The organism is Pseudomonas halotolerans, from assembly GCF_039581215.1.
Lineage (GTDB): Bacteria > Pseudomonadota > Gammaproteobacteria > Pseudomonadales > Pseudomonadaceae > Aquipseudomonas > Aquipseudomonas tehranensis.
This window is the reverse complement of sequence record NZ_JBCNTJ010000002.1, coordinates 84,673-100,618: the sequence shown is the minus strand read 5'-3', so window position 1 is coordinate 100,618 and position 15,946 is coordinate 84,673. Positions and strand designations below refer to the sequence as shown.

Here is a 15,946-nt window from a genome sequence, read left to right as displayed (position 1 = left end):
ATGAAGCAGGTATTCGTGCGGGTCATCCCAACCCCACGCCGCGAGCCATTCCTGTGGCAGCGATCACCATCAGCACCAGCAGCAAGGCTTCAATGTGACTGATCCGCGCAAACCGGCCCGCTTTCGAAGGATCGATCGCACGCCCTTTGCCCAGTGCCATCCGCCATTTGATCAAGGCGATCATCGGCGCGATTTCAAGCAACAGGATCAGCACGAACAATGTCATCTTCAGGTGAAACAGCGGCTGATGCAGGTAATAGTCCGTGCCTTTTTCAAATCCGCCGAAAGCACGCATCCCGCCGGTCACCAGCAGGACCAATGCCGATAGCCCCCACAGGTTGTCCGCCATCAACACGTTTCGAACCGCGTCCATACCGCCCGCCAGGCGTCGCAACGCCGTGCCACGGGCAAGCACCGCCCAGAATCCCAGGGCGAACGCCAGAAGATGAATTGCCGCCAAAGACCAATGAGCCAACATGGAAGATTCCTGTCAGAGGATGTTGAATCGACCTGACAGTACTAGCTCATAACAGGATGATTGCCAGGACCGGAATACAAAAAACCTGTGGGAGCGAGCCTGCTCGCGATAGCGGTGTATCAGCCGACAACAATGTTGTCTGACACTCCGTAATCGCGAGCAGGCTCGCTCCCACAGGGGGGTGTTGCGTAAAGACTCAGTCAGCCAGACGCCAGGTCGTCCCGCCCTTGCCGTCTTCCAGTACCACGCCCATGGCGGTGAGCTGGTCGCGGATGCGGTCCGATTCGGCCCAGTCCTTGTTCGCCCGCGCCGTCAGGCGTGCCTGGATCAACGCCTCGACCTCGGCGGCGTCCACACGACCTTCGGCACCGGCCTGAAGGAAATCATCCGCCTCGAGCTGCAACACACCCAGCACATCGGCCAGTTCTTTCAGGCGCGCCGCCAGGCCCGCCGCCGCATTGAGATCGCTCTCACGCAGACGATTGATCTCGCGCACCATCTCGAACAGCACCGCGCAGGCTTCCGGCGTGCCAAAGTCGTCGTTCATCACTTCGGTGAAACGCGCGACAAAGGCTTCGCCACCGGCAGCCGGCACCTTCGGCAGGCCCTTCAACGCATGGTAGAACCGCTCCAGGGCGCCCTTGGCGTCCTTGAGGTTGTCTTCCGAATAGTTGATGGCGCTGCGGTAATGGCTCGACACCAACAGATAACGCACGACTTCGGGGTGGTATTTGTCGAGCACGTCACGGATGGTGAAGAAGTTGTTCAAGGACTTGGACATCTTCTCGCCATTGATCCGGATCATGCCGCAATGCATCCACGCGTTGGCGTAGGTCTTGCCGGTGGCCGCTTCGCTCTGGGCGATTTCGTTTTCGTGGTGCGGGAACTCCAGGTCGCTGCCGCCGCCATGAATGTCGAAGGTCTCGCCCAGGCAGCAGGTGGACATCACCGAGCATTCGATGTGCCAGCCCGGACGCCCGGCGCCCCACGGCGACTCCCAGCTCGGCTCACCCGGCTTGGCGGCTTTCCACAGCACGAAGTCCAGCGGGTCCTGTTTCGACTCATCGACTTCGATGCGCGCGCCGATGCGCAGGTCTTCGATCCTCTTGCGCGACAGCTTGCCGTAACCCATGAACTTGGCGACGCGGTAGTACACGTCGCCATTGCCCGGGGCGTAGGCGTAGCCCTTGTCGATCAGGGTCTGGATCATGGCCTGCATGCCAGGGATATAGTCCGTGGCACGGGGTTCAAGGTCCGGCTTGAGGATATTGAGGCGCGCCTCGTCCTCGTGCATGGCCTGAATCATGCGTTCGGTCAGCGCATCGTACGGCTCGCCATTTTCGCGAGCGCGGTTGATGATCTTGTCTTCGATGTCGGTGATGTTGCGCACGTAGGTCAGGTCATAACCGCTGAAACGCAACCAGCGGGTCACCAGGTCGAAGGCGACCATGCTGCGACCATGGCCGATGTGGCAGTAGTCGTACACGGTCATCCCGCAGACGTACATGCGGACCTTGTTACCGTCCAGCGGCTTGAAGACTTCTTTGCTCTTGGTGAGCGTGTTGTAGATCGTAAGCACAGGGTTTCCCTTAAGACTTGATCACTGACCCCAGGAATCGCGCAAGGTCACGGTACGGTTGAACACCGGAGCACCGGGTTTCGAGTCCTTGATATCCGCGCAGAAGTAACCTTCGCGCTCGAACTGGAAACGGTCTTCCGGCTGTGCGTTGCCCAGCGAAGGCTCGGCACGACAACCGGTGAGTACTTGCAGGGAGTCAGGGTTGATGTTGTCCAGGAAGCTGGCGCTGTCCTCGGCCTTTTCAGGGTTCGGCGAACGGAACAGGCGATCGTACAAGCGCACTTCGCACTCGACGCTGGCAGCGGCCGGCACCCAGTGGATCACGCCCTTGACCTTGCGACCCTCCGGGTTCTTGCCCAGGGTCTCGGGATCGTACGAGCAATGCAGTTCGACGATATTGCCATCGGCGTCCTTGATCGCTTCGTCGGCCCGAATCACGTAGCTGCCGCGCAGGCGCACTTCACCGGCAGGCTCCAGGCGCTTGTAGCCTTTTGGCGGCTCTTCCATGAAATCTTCACGGTCGATGTAGATTTCCCGGGCGAACGGCAGGACGCGCACGCCCATGTCTTCTTTCGGGTGGCAAGGCAGCTCGAGATTCTCGACTTTGTCTTGCGGGTAGTTGGTGATCACCACTTTCAACGGGCGCAGCACGCACATGGCGCGTGGGGCGCTGTGGTCCAGGTCGTCGCGGATGCTGAACTCCAGCATGCCGAAGTCCACCACGCCGTCGGAACGATTGGTGCCGACCATCTCGCAGAAGTTGCGGATCGATTTTGGCGTGTAGCCACGACGACGGAAGCCCGACAGCGTCGACATGCGTGGGTCATCCCAGCCGTTGACGTGCTTTTCGTCCACCAGTTGCTTGAGCTTGCGCTTGCTGGTGATGGTGTAGTTCAGGTTCAGGCGGCTGAATTCGTACTGGCGCGGCTGGGCCGGCACCGGCAAGTGCTCCAGGAACCACTCGTACAAAGGACGATGGCTCTCGAACTCCAGGGTGCAGATCGAGTGGGTGATGCCTTCGATGGCGTCCGACTGACCGTGGGTGAAGTCATAGTTGGGGTAGATGCACCATTTGTCGCCGGTCTGGTGGTGATGGGCATGACGGATGCGGTACATGATCGGGTCGCGCAGGTTCATGTTCGGCGAGGCCATGTCGATCTTGGCGCGCAGCACCCGTGCGCCGTCCGGGAATTCGCCAGCGCGCATGCGGGCGAACAGGTCCAGGTTTTCCTCGACGCTGCGATCACGGAACGGGCTGTTCTTGCCCGGTTCGGTGAGGCTGCCGCGGTACTCCTTGGCCTGTTCAGGGGTCAGGTCGCATACGTAGGCCTTGCCGGCCTTGATCAGCTCCACCGCCCAGTCGTGCAACTGGTCGAAATACTGCGAGGCATAGCGCACCTCACCGGCCCATTCAAAACCCAGCCACTTGACGTCGCTTTCGATCGCGTCGATGTATTCCTGGTCTTCCTTGGCCGGGTTGGTGTCGTCGAAACGCAAGTGCGTGACGCCGCCGAACTCCTGGGCCAGGCCGAAGTTCACGCAAATCGACTTGGCGTGACCGATGTGCAGGTAGCCGTTGGGCTCCGGCGGAAAACGGGTGACGATCTGCGTGTGCTTACCCGAATCCAGGTCCGCCTGGATGATCGGGCGCAGGAAATTGACCGGCACGGCCGGGCCGGTCTTGGAATTCGAGGTAGGGTCGACAGTGGGCTTGCTCATAGGATCCTTGAACGTACAAGTGCGCGGCCGGGTGCGGCCTGATAAATCAAAGCCCGTATCATAGCCGATGCTGTCAAGCACCTGACAGGCCAGGCCGGCAAACGATTGAATTTAATCGACCGTCAGATGAAAAACCGCCTCGAAAAACCCGCTCGGCGCGCTAAACTGCCCAGCCTGGCCGATTACAGCCAGACCGGTTGCGGGCAGCAAAGCCCCGAAACCCACGAATTTCTTGAAAGAGTAGCGATCATGACTCAAGTCAAACTGACCACCAACCACGGCGACATCGTGCTGGAACTGAATGCCGAAAAGGCGCCGATCACCGTTGCCAACTTCGTTGAATACGTCAAGGCCGGCCACTACGAAAACACCGTTTTCCACCGTGTCATCGGTAACTTCATGATCCAGGGCGGCGGTTTCGAGCCAGGCATGAAAGAAAAGAAAGACAAGCGCCCAAGCATCCAGAACGAAGCCGACAACGGCCTGGCGAACGAGAAGTACAGCGTCGCGATGGCCCGCACCATGGAGCCGCATTCGGCTTCCGCGCAGTTCTTCATCAACGTGGCCGACAACAGCTTCCTGAACCACAGCAGCAAGACCACCCAGGGCTGGGGTTATGCGGTGTTCGGCAAAGTGGTTGAAGGCACCGACGTGGTCGACAAGATCAAGGGCGTTTCCACCACGTCCAAGGCCGGCCATCAGGACGTGCCAGCAGACGACGTGATCATCGAGAAAGCCGAGATCATTGAGTGATACTGCTGATTTCAGATTTGCATCTGGAAGAGGAGCGCCCGGACATTACCCGGGCGTTTCTGGATTTGATCGCCACACGCGCCCGCTCGGCGCAAGCGTTGTACATCCTGGGCGATTTTTTTGAAGCCTGGATCGGCGACGATGCCATGACGCCGTTCCAGCGTTCCATCTGCCAAGCCCTGCGCGAACTGAGCGACAGCGGCACGGCCATTTTCCTGATGCATGGCAATCGCGACTTCATGCTCGGGCAGGCCTTCTGCAAAGCGGCCGGCTGCACCCTGCTCAAGGACCCCAGTGTCGTGCAGTTCAACGGTGAACCGGTGCTGCTGATGCACGGCGACAGCCTCTGCACCCGCGACGAAGGCTACATGAAGTTGCGGCGCTGGCTGCGCAACCCCGTCACGCTGTTCATCCTGCGTCACCTGCCATTGGCCAGCCGCCACAAACTGGCGCGCAAACTGCGCAGCGAAAGCCGTACGCAGACGCGAATGAAAGCCAATGACATCGTCGACGTCACGCCAGAAGAGATCCCGCGGATCATGCAAGAATACGGCGTGAAGACCTTGATCCACGGCCACACCCATCGCCCGGCCATCCATAAGCTGCAACTGGGCGAACACGCCGCCCGACGCATTGTGCTGGGGGATTGGGACAAGCAGGGCTGGGCGTTGCAGGTGGATGAACAGGGGTTTGCGTTGGCGCCGTTTGGTTTTGCCCCGCCCCCGCAACTCCCGGCGCCCGACACGATCTCCAGCCACACATAGCCCTCTTGTGGGAGCGAGCCTGCTCGCGATGACGGCGTGTCAGTCGCCATCTGTACCGGCTGATCCACCGCCATCGCGAGCAGGCTCGCTCCCACAAGGAGATACTTGACTCAATGGCCGCTGGCGGCAGGCCCCGCCTTCGCCGCAAACGGCGGTTTCGCCAGCCACACCAGCACGATCAGCCCCATGAACGCCCAGCCCAGCAGCGTGAAGTAATCCACGGTGGAGAGCATGTACGCCTGGCTGTTGAGGATCTGCTCGAGCCGGGCATAGGCGGGTGCGCTCGCGCCACCGAGCTGGTTAAGCGCCTCGCGGGTGGCGGGTTCGAAGGTGCTGATACTTTCACTCAGATAGGCATGGTGCTGGTCCGCCCGGCGGATCCAGATCCAGGTGGTCAGGGACGCGGCGAAGCTGCCGCCCAAGGTACGCAGGAACGTCGCCAATCCCGCGCCATCGGCGATCTGGTGCGGCGGCAGGTCCGACATCAGGATGCTCAAGGTCGGCATGAAGAACAGCGCCACGCCGATCCCCATGAACAACTGCACCAGGGCGATGTGCTGGAAGTCCACTTCGTTGGTGAACCCGGCGCGCATGAAGCAGCTCAGGCCGATGGCCAGAAACGCCAACCCGGCCAGCAGGCGCAGGTCGAACTTGTGGGCGTATTTGCCGACGAAGGGCGACATCAATACCGGCAGGATGCCAATGGGCGCCACCGCCAACCCGGCCCAGGTGGCGGTGTAGCCCATCTGGGTCTGTAACCACTGCGGCAAGATCAGGTTGATGCCGAAGAACCCGGCATAGCCTCCTACCAGCACAATGGTGCCGATGCGAAAGTTGCGGTAGGCGAACAGCCGCAGATTGACCACCGGATGGCGGTCGGTCATTTCCCAGATCACAAACACCGCCAGGGCAATCACCGAGATCACCGCCCCGATAATGATGAAGTTCGACTCGAACCAATCCAGGTCGTTGCCCTTGTCGAGGATCACCTGGAGCGCACCGACACCGATGATCAGCGTGATCAATCCGACGTAATCCATTGGCTGGTAGCTGGTGACCACCGGCCGCGCCTTCAGTTGCTGGCGCACCACCATCACGGCGAAGATCCCGATGGGCACGTTGATGAAGAAGATCCACGGCCAGCTATAGCTGTCGGTGATCCAGCCGCCAAGGATCGGCCCGGCAATCGGCGCCACCACCGTAACCATCGCCAGCAACGCCAGGGCCATGCCGCGTCTGGCCGGCGGATACACGGCAATCAGCAAGGTCTGGGTCATGGGGTACAACGGTCCGGCCACCAACCCTTGAAGGACACGAAAGCCAATCAGCTCCGGCATCGAAGTGGAGATACCGCACAGGAACGAGGCGAGCACAAACAGCATCGTCGCCCACAAAAACAGCTTCACCTCGCCAAAGCGGCGGCTCAGCCAACCGGTCAGCGGCAAGGCGATGGCGTTGCTCACCGCGAAGGAGGTGATCACCCAAGTGCCCTGCTCCGAGCTGACGCCCAGGTTGCCGGAAATGGTCGGCAAGGCGACGTTGGCAATGGTGGTGTCGAGCACTTGCATGAACGTCGCCAACGACAGCCCGATGGTGCTGAGCAACAGGCTGGGCGGCGTGAAGGACGCGTTATTGCTCATTGCGAGATCCTATGAAACGCAGGTGGTGAAATCGCGGGCAGCCTTGCTCCCACAGGTTCCAGGACTACCTGGACCATTGAACAAAACACAAAACCTGTGGGAGCCGAGCTTGCTCGCGATGGGGCCCTTACAGCCAATATCTCTGCTGCCTGTCATGCCGCTATCGCGAGCAAGCTCGGCTCCCACAGGGTGATCAGCGCTGCACCGTCTTATTGGCAGCAGCACTGTTGTCATGGATCAACCGGGTAATCATCGCGTCGGCGTCGACCAGTTGCCGGTCGTAAACCTGGGTGCTGAAAGAGGCTTTTTTCGGTGGCTGCTGGGCCAGCACCGGACCGCTCTGATCCCGCAGATTGACGTCGACCTGGGTCGACAGGCCGACCCGCAAGGGGTGCTTGGCCAGTTCCTGGGCATTGATATGAATGCGCACCGGCACCCGCTGCACGATCTTGATCCAGTTGCCGGTGGCGTTCTGAGCCGGCAGCAGGGCAAACGCGCTGCCGGTGCCGGCACCGAGACTGTCGACGGTGCCGCTGTACTTCACATCGCTGCCATAAAGGTCGGTTTCGATGTCCACCGGTTGGCCGATGCGCATGTCGCGCAGTTGGGTTTCCTTGAAGTTGGCGTCAATCCATAACTGATCCAGTGGAATCACCGCCATCAGCGCCGTGCCCGGCTGCACCCGCTGGCCCAACTGCACCGTGCGCTTGGCCACGTACCCGGTGACCGGCGCGATCAAGGTACTGCGAGCGTTGGTCAGGTAGGCCTGACGCAATTGCGCGGCGGCCGATTGCACGTCCGGATGGGAAGCCACCACGGTGTCATCCACCAAGGCACTGGACGTCTTGAGTTGCTGCCTGGCGTTGGCCAACGCATTCTGCGCCGAGGTCAAGTCGTCACGGGCGTGGGACAGTTCCTCCCGGGAAATCGCCCCGCCGGCCGCCAGGTTCTTGCGTCGGTTGTAGTTCTCCTGGGCCTTTTGCACCTCGGCCTCCTGGGCTTTGACCTGGGCGCGCATGCCATCGACGTTGCTGTACAAACCACGCACCTGGCGCACGGTACGGGCCAGGTTGGCCTGGGCACTTTGCAGCCCGACCTCGGCGTCGTTGGGGTCGAACCGCACCAGCACCTGGCCTTCGCGAACCAGGTCACCGTCGTCGGCACCGATACTCACCACGGTGCCGGTGACCTGCGGCGTGATCTCCACCACGTTGCCGTTCACATAGGCGTCGTCGGTGCTCTCGCTCCAGCGACCATACAGTTCGTGCCAGGCCCAGACGCCCAGGCCACCCAGCACGACAATCAGTGTCAGTCCCAGCAGCATCAGCTTGCGCTTGCGCGGGTTGCTGCTGTCCTGGGCAATTTCAGAGGGTTGCGATGTTTCGGCAGTCGCCATGACAAGTACCTCGAATCAGTTGTTCGGCGTGGTGAAGGCCGGTGCGGCCGAAGCCAGGGTGTCGGCCTCGAAGCCACCGCCCAGGGCCTGCATCAGTTGGATCGACAGGTCGATCTGCTCGGCATTCAGGTTCGCCAGTTGGCGCTGGGCCTGGAGCAACTGCTGCTCGATGCTCAGCACGTCCAGGTAATTTCCGATGCCGGAGCCATAGCGCTGGACCACGGTGTCGTACGAGTTCTGCGCGATATCGGTGGCGTGTTGCTGCGCGGCGATCTGCCGTTCGATGTCGCGCAACTGGTTGATGGTGTCGCTGACATCCCCAAGGGCCTTGACCAGACTCTTGTTGTACTGCGCCACCGCCATGTCGTAATCGGCATCCCGGGCATCCAGGTCCGCCCGCAGACGCCCACCGTCGAAGATCGGCAGCGACACGGTCGGCGCTACGTTGAAGAAACGGCTGGCCGAACCGAACATCGCGTCGCCCAACAACGACTGCACCCCCGCCGCCGCGCTCAGGTTGAGGTTGGGGTAGAAATTCGTCTTGCCGGCCTCAATGTTCTTGCCCGCCGCCTCGACGCGCCAACGACCGGCGACCAGGTCCGGACGACGGCCCAGCAGTTCGGCCGGCAGGTTCGATGGCAAGGCGACGGCACTGGCTTGCAGCACGTGAGGGCGAGCGATTTCATTGCCGCGGTCCGGCCCCTTGCCCAACAGCACCGCCAAGGCGATTTTTGCGCTTTGCAGGCGTTTTTCCGCGTCGATCCGGCTCGCATCGGCGCTGGCTTCCAGGCTTTCGGTCTGCTGGAACTGGTATTCGCTGTCGATCCCGGCACTGAGGCGGCGCTTGCCCAGATCGAGCATTTGCCGGGTGCGCTTGAGGTCCTCGGACGCCAGGTCATAGATGATATGAGCCTGACCCAAATCACTGTAGGCCCGGGCCACGTCAGCAGCGAGCGTCAGCTGCGCGGCCTGCCGGTCGATTTCGGCGGCCCGGGCCTGGCCCAGGGCCGCTTCCCAGGCCGCGCGCTGGCCGCCCCATAGGTCGAAGTTGTAATTGAAATCCACGCCCAGCGAACGCAGGGTGCTGTACGCACCGCCCTGCCCTTGCGGATCCTGGTCACGGGCCAGGCGCGAACGGCTGACACTGGCGCTGGCATCCAGAGTCGGCATGCGCGCCGCATTGGCGGCATAGGCAGCGGCGCTGGCCTGATGCACCCGGGCGCTGGCGATCTGCATGTCCGGGCTGTCGCGCAACGCTTCGCGAATCAGGCCGTCGAGTTGTGGATCGCCGAGGCTTTTCCACCAATCGCTTTTCGGCCAGGCAGCGGGCGACAGCGTGACACCGTTGAGCGACTGCCCGGCCTCGAGGTGTTGTGCTTCAAGGCTGACCCCTTCGGTGTTCAGGCCACTGTAGCTGGCACAACCGGCCAGGCTCATGGCCAGCCACACCAGGCTGATGCGGGTACGCAAGGTTTTACGACTCATTTGCCCCCCAACCGCAACACGGTGATGGGATCACCGGCGGCGAGCAGAATTTTCTTGAGGATTTGTTCGAGGATTTGCAGCTCCTCGCGGCTGATGGCGGCCGCCAATTGGTTCATTGCATCGGCGCCGATAACCGGCAGGCGATCGGCCAGGGCCTGACCAGCTTCGGTCAGTACCAGTCGCACCTGCCGCCGGTCATCCGCCGAGCGCTGACGGATCAGAAAACCTTTTTGCTCCAGACGATCGACCATTCGCGTCATCGAACCGCTGTCCAGGGACAGATACCGACACAGCTCGACCGGCGTATCGATGCCGTGCTGGGCCATGATGATCAACACCTTGAACTGCGCGGCGGTGATGCCGACGGGTTCCATGTGGGTGTCGATGATCCGGTCTTTGAGCAGCGCGGCACGACCGAGCAGCATGCCGAGGTGGCAATTGTGGAAATCGTCCGGGGTGAAATGTTTCATCTGACCACCTTTTACTGCCTAGGCAGTGAATGTATGTCGAGATGTTACTGCCTAGGCAGCAAATGTCAAACAAATAGTTAGCGGGCTATGTATAACCCGACAAACGCAGATAAAAATGTGGGAGCGGGCTTGCTCGCGAAAGCGCTGTGTCAGACGACTTTGATTTGACTGACACAGCGCTTTCGCGAGCAAGCCCGCTCCCACAGATGATCGGGGGGAGGCTTAGAAATCGCGCTTGTAGAAGATATCCAGGGAGCTGGCGACGCCGCTGGCGGCTTCCAGGTAAACCCGTTTGCTGAGCTTGTAGCGCAGGGCGATGGTGTTGGCCGGTTCGAACACCCCGACGCCGTAACGCAGGCTGAGTTTCTCCGTCAGATTACCGCTGGCCACGACGCTGGTGGCATCGCCGCTGCCTTGGGTGTCGAGCTGGAAATCCTCGATCCCCAGGTTGTTGGCCAGGCTAGTGGTGACTCCCGCACTGCCCATCAACCCCAAGCCCAGTGCTGCCTGGGCGAGCATGTTGTTGTCCTCGCCGGTGGTGCTCAGCGGCCGGCCGAGTACCAGATAAGACAACGCCTGCTCCTGGCTCATGGCCGGCTCAGAGAAAATTTGCGTGGTCGGCTGTTCAGCGCTGCCGCTCAAACGAATGCCGGCGATCACGTCGTCAGTCTGGCGAATCGCTTCGATATCCAGGTAAGGCTGGTCGATGGGTCCGGCGAACAGCAGCCGCGCCCGCCGCACCGTCAGCCGTTGCCCATAGGCCCGGTAGCGACCGTCGTTGAGCCAGAGCTCGCCACGGGTGTCCATGTTGTCGCCGATGTGCACCTGGCCTTGTACGTTGGCCGTCAAGCCAAAGCCTGAAAACGCGAGCTTTTCCTGGCCCACGATCACATCGATGTCCATCGCCATGGCCATCGGTGTCTTGCCCTCCTCGGTCTGGTGGCCGACGATCACCGTGTCATCCGACACCTTGACGGTAGACGGCGGCAGTTCGCGCACGGTGATTTCGCCTTTGGGCACCAGGACCTTGCCGGCGATGGAAAGCCGCTCGCCCTTCATCGTGATGGTCAGGTCCGGCGCCACCTCCAGCACCGCGTAAGGTTCGACGGTGACCGGCAATTGCGAACCCTTGAGCGCCAGGTTCAGGCTCAGGGCTTCGCCCCAGCCAATGTCCCCGGTCAAGCTGCCTCGGCCGCCCTTGCCACTTTTCCAGTCACCGTTCAGACGCACCGTGTCACCAGCAATCGTGGCGCGCATCTGCAAGTCTTCGAGGCTGACCGGCAGTTCCGGACCGGACACTTCGCCATCGCTGATCAACAGGTTGCCGTTGACCTGGGGCGCCAACAAACCACCCGACAGCGTGCCGCTGCCATTCAGGTGCCCGGTGAGGGTTTCCACCATCGGCAGGAATGGCCGAGCCACGGACAAGTCCAGGCCGCTCAGGCGGAAAGAGCCGCTCAGCGGTTTGCTGGCCGGCAACGGGTTGATCTGCGCCTGGAGCATCAGTTCGCCAAGCTTGGCCCCGACGAAATTCAGGTTCGTGTCGATCCGCTTGGGCGTCAGGCGACTGTCGAGGGTCAAGGTCTGGTAGGGGAAGTCCAGCCATTGCTCATCGTCGCGGTCCTTGTCCCGGATCCGCAAAGTACCGCCGCTGGCGTCCACCAGGATGCGTCCGTTCGGGCCGCTGGCCGGCAGGTCCAGTTGCAGGTCGGCGTTGAGCCGGCCCTGCCAGGCAAAATCCTTGGGCATCCACTGGGCCAGGCTTTCGATAGGGAATTGCTTGAGGTGATAACGCAGCTTCGGCTCCGGCATCAGGCGCTGGTCCTCACCACACAGGCTGGCCTGGCCGGAACGCCAACAGTGGGCTCCCAGGTTGAGCGTGCCGTTGGCCAGGCGCTCCAGCTTCGCCGGGGCTTGCAGACGCCAGGCCTGGCCGCCGGCCTGCACATTGCCAGTACTGAGACGCCCGCGCCAGTTGCCTTGGTCGAACACGCCATCGAGTGCCAGGGTCGTTTCAAGCTGTGGCCCTTGCAGGTCGAGGGTGAGTTTTTGCTGCCTGATGTCGCCCTGCCCGCTGACCGTCAGGACACCGAGCGAGGTTTCGCCTGCCCGAATACCGCTGGCCTTGAGGTCAACCTTGCCGCGCTGCGCGCTGTCGAGGGTCGCGTCCAGGTTCAGGCTTTGCAGGCGGTTGTCCTGCAACGCCAGTTGCGTGCCTTGCAGGTCGAGCTTGCCTTGGGGGGCTTTGAGTGTCCCGGCCACATTGAGGCGACCGCGCACCTGCCCGCGCAACTGTGGCCAGAGCTGGGCCAGGCGCGAGAGTTTGATGTCGATCTGACCGGTGAGTTTTTCTTGCAGGCTGCCCGTGCCGTTGATGCGGTTGTCACCCAGGCGAATGTCCAGCGCGCTGAGGTTCCACTGCTCACCGCCACCGTTGGCCTTGGCCTGGAACAGCGCCGGTTGGCCGCGCAATTTGCCTTTGAGGTCCAGGTCCGCATCCAGCTCAAGGCGGTCGTTTTTCATCGAGCCTGTGCTGCGCAACGGCCCGGCCAGGGTGCCGGGCAGCTCGCCCAACCAGTACGCCGGGTTGATGGCGGACAACGCCAGCGCCGTGTCCCAGGCAATGCCATCGGCAAATTGCAGGGTCAGATGGCCTTCGGCCTTGCCCTGCCCGGCGGCGAGTTTGAGTTGCGGCAAATGAAGGGTCGTCAGGTCGCCGCTGAACGGGCTGTCCAGGCTGAACGCTCCGGCGGGGCCGTCCAGCGCCGCCTGGAAATTGCCCAGGTATTGGCCATCGGTATACGACACTTCACCGTTGAAACTGCGCAGCGCCACTTGCGGCTCGTCGATCAGCGGATAGAGGCGATGCCAGGGGAAGTCCAGCCAGGCGATTTTCGCCTCGGCGCGCAGGCCTTCGCGCCAGTCCAACTGGCCGGTGAGCTTGAGGTATTGCTGATCACTGGCGTTGAGGTCCAGGCCGGCGATCTGCGCACCGTTGGCGTCCACTTTGCCTTGCAGCAGCAATGCCACCGGGCCTTTTTCGGCGGGCAATGTTGCCTTGCCAAGCAACTGGTAGCCGCTGTTCAGATCGCCCTCGCCGGTCAGCTCAACCTGATTGAGCATCAGGGTATCCGGCAGATCGGCGCTGGCCCTGAAGCCGTCGGCGGTGATGCGTACCTTGGCTGGCAGGTTGTCCGCCAGCGGTTGCAGCTCACCGACCAATCGGCCTTGCAGATAACCGCTGCTGTCGGCATTAAGGCTGAGGGTTTTCAGCAGATTGCCATCGATCTTCAGGTCCAGCGTCCACGGCGTGGCGCCCGGCGCCGGCAAGGTCAGCTGGCCCTGGGCCTTCAGCGGCCAGTCGCCACCCGGTTGCAGCATCCCGGACAACTTCAGGCTCAGCGCGTCGCGCTGCAACTGCACCGCGTCGATCTGCAGACCCTGGGCGGTCCAGTGCGCAGCCAGTTGCAAGCCCTTGAGTTGTTCGCTGCCATTGAACGACAGGCTGCCGACCTGCACGTCGCCCAGTTCGAGGGCCAGCGGCAAGTCCAGGTCCGGCAAGGTGATCGGACCGCTGCTCGGCGCGTCAGCGGACGGAGGAAATTGCAGGCTGACCTTATCGGCCTTGAGCTGATCGATGCACAGGGTCATGCGCGCCAGGCACAGCGGCGACCAGGCGAAGATCACCTGATCGAGTTCCACTCGGCTGCTGTCCTGCTGCCACACCAGGTGGTCGGCACTCCACTGGCCGCCCAAGCGTCCCTGGAAATTATCCGTACTCAAACCCGGCACAACGCCCAGCGCCCAACGGCTGCCCCATGGCGTGCCGAGCACGACGCTCAGGGTCAACAAGGCCACCAGCAGCAACGTGCCGAGCGCCAGCAGCGCTATTTTCAAACCACGACTCACAACTCGGGCCCCATGGAAAAGTGCAAGCGAATGCCGCCGTCGTCATCCAGTGCGTGGGCGAGGTCGAGGCGGATCGGCCCCACCGGCGACACCCAACGCACACCGACGCCAACGCCCGTCTTGAGGCTCGGCAGCTCAAGGCTGTTGAAGGAGTTGCCCTGGTCGACGAAGGTTGCCAACCGCCATTTTTGCGCAATCGAATACTGATACTCGAGGCTGCCGGCGACCATGTAGCGACCACCGATGCGATCACCTTCGGAGTTTTCCGGTGACAGGCTCTGATAATCGTAACCGCGCACGCTCTGGTCGCCACCGGCGAAGAAGCGCAGCGATGGCGGGATGGATTTGTAGCCGTTGGTGGCGCTGCCACCGACCTGGGCACGGGCCAGCAGGCGATGCTTGTCGAACACGGTGGTCAGGCCCTTGACCATGGCCGTGCCATATAAAAGGTTGTTGTCCGAGCCAAGCCCTTCCTTGGCGACCTTGGTGTCAAATTGAATGCGATAGCCGTTGCGCGGATCGATGCGGTTGTCACTGCGCAGGTAGGAATAGCTCACGCCGGGCATCAGCAAGGTGCTCAGGCCCGAGTCGTCGCCGAGCCGATATTCCTCTCGCTGCCACTTGAGCGACACCACCCGCTGCCAGCCACTGGGCAACTTGCTGTGCCATTCCGGGCCCACGGTCAGCAGCTTGCTGAGGCTGTCGGTGCCGGACAGCTCTTCATATTGATAGCCACCGGCGTAGCGCATCTTGTCGGTCAAGGGCGGGTCCAGGGGGACGTCGTACCACAGGCCGACGTTCTGCCGGGGCGCCGACACTTCGGCTTCCCAGCCGTAACTGTGGCCCTGGGGATTGACCCAGTGGCGCGTCCAGTTGGCCTTGGCCCGCGGGCCGACGTCGGTGGAGAACCCCAAGCCCAGGCCCATGGTGCGCGGCTTGCGGGTGTCGAGCTTGACCGCCACCGGGATCACGTTATCGGTGGCGGCAGTGGGTGCCGCGTCCACCCGAACGCCTTCGAAATAACCGCTCGATTGCAGGGCCTGGTTGAGTTCTGCGATGAGTTCCGAGTCGTACGCCTCGCCCGCCTTGAACGGCACCATGCGCTGCAACAACGCTTCATCAAATGGTGTGTCACCCTCGAAACTCACCGGCCCCAGGGCGTAGCGCGGGCCGCTGTCGTAGACCAGCTCGATGTCGGCCACGCCGGCCTGGGGGTCTACCAGCAGCTTCTGGCTGACAAATCGCCCGCTGAAAAATCCGTAGCGCGAGGCCTGGTTCTGGATCATCCGTTTGGCGTCTTCATAGCGCCCATGATTAAGCACCGCGCCGGGTTTGAGCGCGGCGTTGTCGGGTACGCGAAAAGCCTTGAGGGAAGCGGCCGGGCCATCGATGCGCACGGTGACATTGCGCAGGTGCACGGGCTCGCCGGGATCGATGGTCAGGATCAGGCGCGGGGTCTTGCCGCCCTCGACCTCGCTGTCGATCTGCGGTTGGTAGTAGCCCAACGCCTGGGCGGCTTTGCGCGCCTGCTCCTCGGCACCTCGACTGAAGCGCAGCAAGGCTTCTTCGTCACGATCGCCCACGCCGCCGATATAGCCTTCTACGTTAGCCTTGAGCGGGTCGTTGGACGGTTTGACCCGTACAGCCAATTCACTTTGTGCCAGCGCCGCGCAACTGATAGACAGCAAGAGCGCACCACTGGTCATTCGTCCTGGGAAATTCATGGCGCGGATGCTATCACGGGCTTGGAAGC

The 15,946-nt window shown here is 62.1% G+C and carries 11 protein-coding genes; 2 read left to right on the top strand and 9 right to left on the bottom strand.

The window, feature by feature from the left end:
• Window positions 1-22: 22 nt before the first annotated feature.
• From AAIS01_RS02840 to AAIS01_RS02830, 3 genes are all read right to left on the bottom strand, one after another.
• On the bottom strand, window positions 23-478 hold the full coding sequence (locus AAIS01_RS02840) for a DUF2214 family protein (protein WP_343467714.1): 456 nt from the start codon (window positions 476-478) through the stop codon (window positions 23-25).
• Between the two features lie 196 nt (window positions 479-674).
• Window positions 675-2,057, bottom strand: coding sequence for a cysteine--tRNA ligase (gene cysS, locus AAIS01_RS02835; protein WP_343467713.1), 1,383 nt, complete (start codon window positions 2,055-2,057; stop codon window positions 675-677).
• Between the two features lie 21 nt (window positions 2,058-2,078).
• Complete coding sequence (locus tag AAIS01_RS02830) at window positions 2,079-3,776, bottom strand: glutamine--tRNA ligase/YqeY domain fusion protein (protein ID WP_343467712.1); 1,698 nt, start codon at window positions 3,774-3,776, stop codon at window positions 2,079-2,081.
• 249 nt (window positions 3,777-4,025) lie between these two features.
• On the opposite strand from AAIS01_RS02830, the gene AAIS01_RS02825 reads away from it, so the two are divergent.
• Both AAIS01_RS02825 and lpxH read left to right on the top strand, forming a co-directional pair.
• Window positions 4,026-4,529: a peptidylprolyl isomerase gene (locus AAIS01_RS02825; RefSeq protein WP_343468022.1), complete on the top strand. Its 504-nt coding sequence runs from the start codon at window positions 4,026-4,028 to the stop codon at window positions 4,527-4,529.
• The gene (gene lpxH / locus AAIS01_RS02820; protein WP_343467711.1) at window positions 4,526-5,293 is read left to right on the top strand and encodes a UDP-2,3-diacylglucosamine diphosphatase; all 768 of its coding nucleotides are present in this window, start codon (window positions 4,526-4,528) and stop codon (window positions 5,291-5,293) included. Before AAIS01_RS02825 ends, lpxH begins: the two co-directional genes overlap by 4 nt.
• A gap of 110 nt (window positions 5,294-5,403) precedes the next feature.
• On the opposite strand, the gene AAIS01_RS02815 is transcribed toward lpxH, so the two are convergent.
• The 6 genes from AAIS01_RS02815 to AAIS01_RS02790 all read right to left on the bottom strand — a co-directional run bounded on the left by AAIS01_RS02815 (window position 5,404) and on the right by AAIS01_RS02790 (window position 15,917).
• The gene (locus AAIS01_RS02815; protein ID WP_343467710.1) at window positions 5,404-6,933 is read right to left on the bottom strand and encodes a DHA2 family efflux MFS transporter permease subunit; all 1,530 of its coding nucleotides are present in this window, start codon (window positions 6,931-6,933) and stop codon (window positions 5,404-5,406) included.
• 193 nt (window positions 6,934-7,126) lie between these two features.
• On the bottom strand, window positions 7,127-8,329 hold the full coding sequence (locus AAIS01_RS02810) for an efflux RND transporter periplasmic adaptor subunit (protein ID WP_343467709.1): 1,203 nt from the start codon (window positions 8,327-8,329) through the stop codon (window positions 7,127-7,129).
• Between the two features lie 15 nt (window positions 8,330-8,344).
• A complete protein-coding gene (locus AAIS01_RS02805; protein WP_343467708.1) occupies window positions 8,345-9,814 on the bottom strand; it encodes an efflux transporter outer membrane subunit in 1,470 nt (489 codons plus the stop codon).
• Window positions 9,811-10,284 carry a MarR family winged helix-turn-helix transcriptional regulator gene (locus AAIS01_RS02800; protein ID WP_092403190.1) on the bottom strand — a complete coding sequence of 158 codons (474 nt, stop codon included), beginning with the start codon at window positions 10,282-10,284 and terminating at the stop codon, window positions 9,811-9,813. Before AAIS01_RS02800 ends, AAIS01_RS02805 begins: the two co-directional genes overlap by 4 nt.
• Window positions 10,285-10,506: 222 nt before the next feature.
• Window positions 10,507-14,193 (bottom strand): translocation/assembly module TamB domain-containing protein, encoded by a 3,687-nt coding sequence (locus AAIS01_RS02795; protein WP_343467707.1) that lies wholly within the window; start codon window positions 14,191-14,193, stop codon window positions 10,507-10,509.
• Window positions 14,190-15,917 carry an autotransporter assembly complex protein TamA gene (locus AAIS01_RS02790; protein WP_343467706.1) on the bottom strand — a complete coding sequence of 576 codons (1,728 nt, stop codon included), beginning with the start codon at window positions 15,915-15,917 and terminating at the stop codon, window positions 14,190-14,192. The genes AAIS01_RS02795 and AAIS01_RS02790 overlap by 4 nt, the downstream gene beginning before the upstream one ends.
• Window positions 15,918-15,946: the final 29 nt, after the last annotated feature.